Origin of the sequence: Streptococcus oralis (assembly GCF_001075875.1) — a bacterium.
Lineage (GTDB): Bacteria > Bacillota > Bacilli > Lactobacillales > Streptococcaceae > Streptococcus > Streptococcus oralis_I.
This window is the reverse complement of the sequence record NZ_JUOS01000175.1, coordinates 1-3920: the sequence shown is the minus strand read 5'-3', so window position 1 is coordinate 3920 and position 3920 is coordinate 1. Positions and strand designations below refer to the sequence as shown.

Below are 3920 nucleotides of genomic sequence, written 5' to 3'. Positions count from 1 at the left end.
CTCAAGTACAGCCTGCGGCTCGCTTCCTAGTTTGCTCTTTGATTTTCATTGAGTATTAAAGGTTAAAGGAGAAAACTATGAAAACAGTCCTCGAAATCCATGGCTTGTCCAAACACTTTGGCAAACAACCCATTCTACAAGATCTTAATCTCTCAGTGAAAGAAGGAGATATCTATGGGCTTATCGGAAAGAATGGTGCTGGTAAAACTACTCTGATTAAAATTATTACTCAATTATTATCTGCTGATCATGGAACCATTTCCCTCTTTTCCAGTCAAAGTTATAAGGAATGCACAAAAGCCCTATCTCGAGTAGGTTCAGTCATTGAATCTCCAGTAGCTCATAATCATTTAACAGCCTATCAAAATCTTAAATACTATTGTACTATTCGACATATCCCAAACGCTGATCAAGTCATTGAGGAAACATTAAAGTATGTAGGGTTAACAGATACAGGTAGAAAAGTTTTTCGAGATTTCTCTCTTGGGATGAAACAACGTCTAGGCATTGCTATTGCTCTCCTATCAAAACCAGACTTTCTCATCCTTGATGAACCTATCAATGGACTTGACCCAATCGGTATCAAAGAGTTTCGTCAAATGATTCAACGTCTGAATCAAGAACTAGGAATAACAATTCTCATCTCTAGTCATATCTTGTCAGAACTCTATCTGGTTGCCAATCGCTTTGGAATTCTAGACCAAGGGAAAATCATTCGAGAAATCAGTAAGGCCGAATTTGAGACACTGAATGAAGACTATATTGTTCTAAAAACAAGTGACAAAGAAAAAGCTAGTCAAATCTTAAAAGACAAAGTGCATCTTGAATTTAAAGTTGTTAATTCAGACAATGAGATTCATATTTTTAGTCATGAACAAGATGTCAAACGCATTCTCAAAGAACTTACTCTAGCAGATGTTGCTGTGGATGAGATTTACTATGCTCGTCAAAATCTTGAAGAATACTTCACACAATTAGTAAAATAGGAGGAACACCATGATACACACAATTCAAGCAGATTTTTACCGTCTTTTCCGTTCCAAAGGTTTTTGGATTACAGAGATTGTTCTCTTTGCACTCATGTTAATGGGAGCTACTATTGGGGCTACAGGACATCTAATGTCAGTTGATACAACACCTCCAGAAACTGAACTTCCAAGTAAAGGCTGGGATGGTATTCAAGCCCTGATTAACGCATCTAGTCAAGGTTCAAACCTAGTTTTTCTCTGTATTATCCTTGCTTGCTTAGTTCTAGGAGTTGACCTTATCGGAAAACTCTATAAAAACAGTTTGACAGTTGGTGTTTCTCGCACAGAATTCTTCCTAGCCAAGTCTGTAGTATTAGCAAGTATCGCTCTAATGCAAATTCTTATTAGCTTAGTCATTGCTTTCGTACCAGCAACTATCCTAAACGGGGTTGGTACGATGCCAGAAGGATTTATTGGCAATCTCCTTCTAACGATCGGCCTTCAATTTCTCTGCCTTCTTGCTTGGCTTTCCATTATTTCTTTCATTCTCTATGTGACTCATTCTTATTTGGCTGTTTTCATAGGCTATTTAATCAGTTCTATCTTACTTTCAACGCCGATGCTTATCTTTCCAGATATCGAGATTTTACGCTATTTATCCTTGAATTTTGCCTATGCCATGACTGCCTATAGTCAAGCTGTTCTATACACCATTATCGTTACAGTGACTGTTATCCTATTCTTTACCATTAGTGGACTTGCTGTTTTCAAAAAGAAAAGCTTATAAAAATGACCTCCTCTGTTCAAAAAGAGGAGGTTGCTTGTTTTAAAAGAGTATCTTAACTGTAAACCAAGCACCATCTGTACTTAGTTGTAGTTCTGCACCAAGGAGATGGGATAATTCTTCTGTAATATAAAGACCTAAACCTGATGATTCTTCAGTATCTGAGAGGTTTTCAGAGTAAAATCGTTGACTGAGATTTTCAATTTTACGAATCGGTTGTTTGACCAGATTAGCAATTTCCAAACAGATATGATTGTCCACTTCCTTCAGAGAGAATCTCGCTTCATCCTTACCATGTTTTAGAACATTGCCAATAAGATTTTGTAACATACGGTCTAATAAATCTGGATCTGTTAATAAATAGAGACCAGGTTCTACTTGCAAATCAAGGTTAATCTTTGCCGTCTGAAAAGAATCATAATAGGTCAGCAATTTTTGCATCATAAATGTCGAAACTTCTAACTCAGATAAGTTAGGTTTAACTGCTCCCTCCATTAACCGACGATAGTCCAAAAGAGCTTCTAGACGTTTTGAAACTTGATTAAGATGATGGGCAATTTTTTTCAAACTCTCAGACTCAGGATTTTCTGTTTTAAGCAATTGCTGAGTATAACCCGACGCAATCGTTAAAGGCGTCCTAATATCGTGTGCAATATTACTAATAGCCATGTCTAAAGTCTGTTTTTCACGCTTCATAATCAAGCGTGACTGTTCAACTTCTTGAAAAAGATGATTAATTTGCTGGTAAAGATGTAAAAAATCCTTGGAGAAAGTTGACACTCCGATTCTCTTCATACTTCCAGTCAGAATCTTATCTTCAATCTGTTGGCTCAAGTTTACGAGTGCTAAATGATAGCGAATCAACCATATCGTCAATAGGATAATGACCAGTAGTAGCAAAGAAAGTAAAATATAGATCATTGCTCATCTCCTTTTAACCGAACACCAACTCCCCAGATAGTTTCAATATACTCTTGATCTGGATCCAATTGGCCTAATTTTTTACGGAGATTACTTAAATGAGTGTTGAGAGTATTATCGCCTGGTAAATAAGTATCCTCCCAGACCAATTCATAGAGTTCTTCTTTCGTGAAAATTTTCTTAGGATGCCCCAGTAAGGTTTGGAGTATCAAACATTCTTTCTTAGCTAGGCGAATAGTTTCCTGGCTATTTTTGATTTCAAAACTATCTGCATCAAATTGAATATTTTTTAACTGTTGAATCAACTTGTCAGGATTTTCGATTTCAGCTGGTTGCTTGTCACTATTTTGACGTAATTGGACCGTAACCCTGGCAAAAACTTCATCCAAATCAAAAGGCTTTACGATATAATCATTAGCGCCATCTAAGAGATATTGGCTGATGAGCTTTTTATCGCTTAGGGCAGTTAGCATAATGACAGGTACTGAACTAGCTTGTCTAATGGCTTTTAAAACCTGATCACCATTTTTTCCTGGAAGCATAATATCCAGCAAGATTAGATCAATGTTGCCTTGCTCAAAACGAATCATTCCTTCAGTACCAGAAAAAGCTTGAATCACCTCATGTTCCTCAGAAAGAAGAGTTCTCAAAATTTCTTGAATCTCATTAATATCTTCAATGATAAGTATTCTAGCCATAAACACCAACCTTTCTAATAGTATTATATCATGTTTTTTTAGGAATTTCGGATAAAGAAAAACTCTCCCTAATAACTAGATACGAAGAAGAGTTCATTAGCTGTATTAAATTAAAGCTGTCAATGCGGTAATAATCCCAAAAACAATACCTGGTGCATTGGCTGCTGCCAAAGGAATATCACGTTCTTTTTTAAAGAGTCCGTAGTATACCCAAAGACTGCAGTTAATTGCAGCTACTGCTGGTTGGATAAAGTTTCCTTTTTGACCCGCAAGGTTGTTCATAATTTGTGGAATATATGAGATATACATCATTACTGACATAAAGGTTGCAATCCAACCTAAAGTTTTCATTTGTTTTTCAGTCATTTTCTTCTCCTTTCAAAAACAGTTTCAATTATACACTATTTGTTTTAATCGTCTAAGCAAAAAACTTTTTTGTTAAGAAAATGTAAACTATCACAATCTTGTGATAAGAGGAACAGAAAAAATGGCGGTGGGACAGAAATCGATAGACAAAGTCTCGATTTCGTAGTCCCAGCCCCGCGAGGA

5 protein-coding genes are annotated in these 3920 nt (G+C 36.4%); 2 read left to right on the top strand and 3 right to left on the bottom strand.

Translation table 11 applies throughout. The features are described 5' to 3' along the window. Window positions 1–77 precede the first annotated feature (77 nt). Together ADM33_RS09515 and ADM33_RS09510 are read left to right on the top strand one after the other, a co-directional pair. Window positions 78–986, top strand: a complete 909-nt coding sequence (locus ADM33_RS09515) for an ATP-binding cassette domain-containing protein (RefSeq protein ID WP_049504802.1) — start codon at window positions 78–80, stop codon at window positions 984–986. Window positions 987–996: 10 nt separating this feature from the next. Continuing rightward, entirely contained in the window at window positions 997–1755 is a 759-nt protein-coding gene (locus tag ADM33_RS09510) for an ABC transporter permease (RefSeq protein ID WP_049504800.1), read from the top strand. Window positions 1756–1794: 39 nt separating this feature from the next. Here ADM33_RS09510 and ADM33_RS09505 read toward each other — a convergent pair whose 3' ends face one another. From ADM33_RS09505 to ADM33_RS09495, 3 genes are all read right to left on the bottom strand, one after another. Beyond that, window positions 1795–2673: a sensor histidine kinase gene (locus tag ADM33_RS09505; protein WP_049504798.1), complete on the bottom strand. Its 879-nt coding sequence runs from the start codon at window positions 2671–2673 to the stop codon at window positions 1795–1797. Next, on the bottom strand, window positions 2670–3371 hold the full coding sequence (locus ADM33_RS09500) for a response regulator transcription factor (RefSeq protein WP_049504796.1): 702 nt from the start codon (window positions 3369–3371) through the stop codon (window positions 2670–2672). The genes ADM33_RS09505 and ADM33_RS09500 overlap by 4 nt, the downstream gene beginning before the upstream one ends. Window positions 3372–3476: 105 nt before the next feature. Then, the gene (locus ADM33_RS09495; protein WP_049504794.1) at window positions 3477–3737 is read right to left on the bottom strand and encodes a SemiSWEET family transporter; all 261 of its coding nucleotides are present in this window, start codon (window positions 3735–3737) and stop codon (window positions 3477–3479) included. Window positions 3738–3920 lie beyond the last annotated feature (183 nt).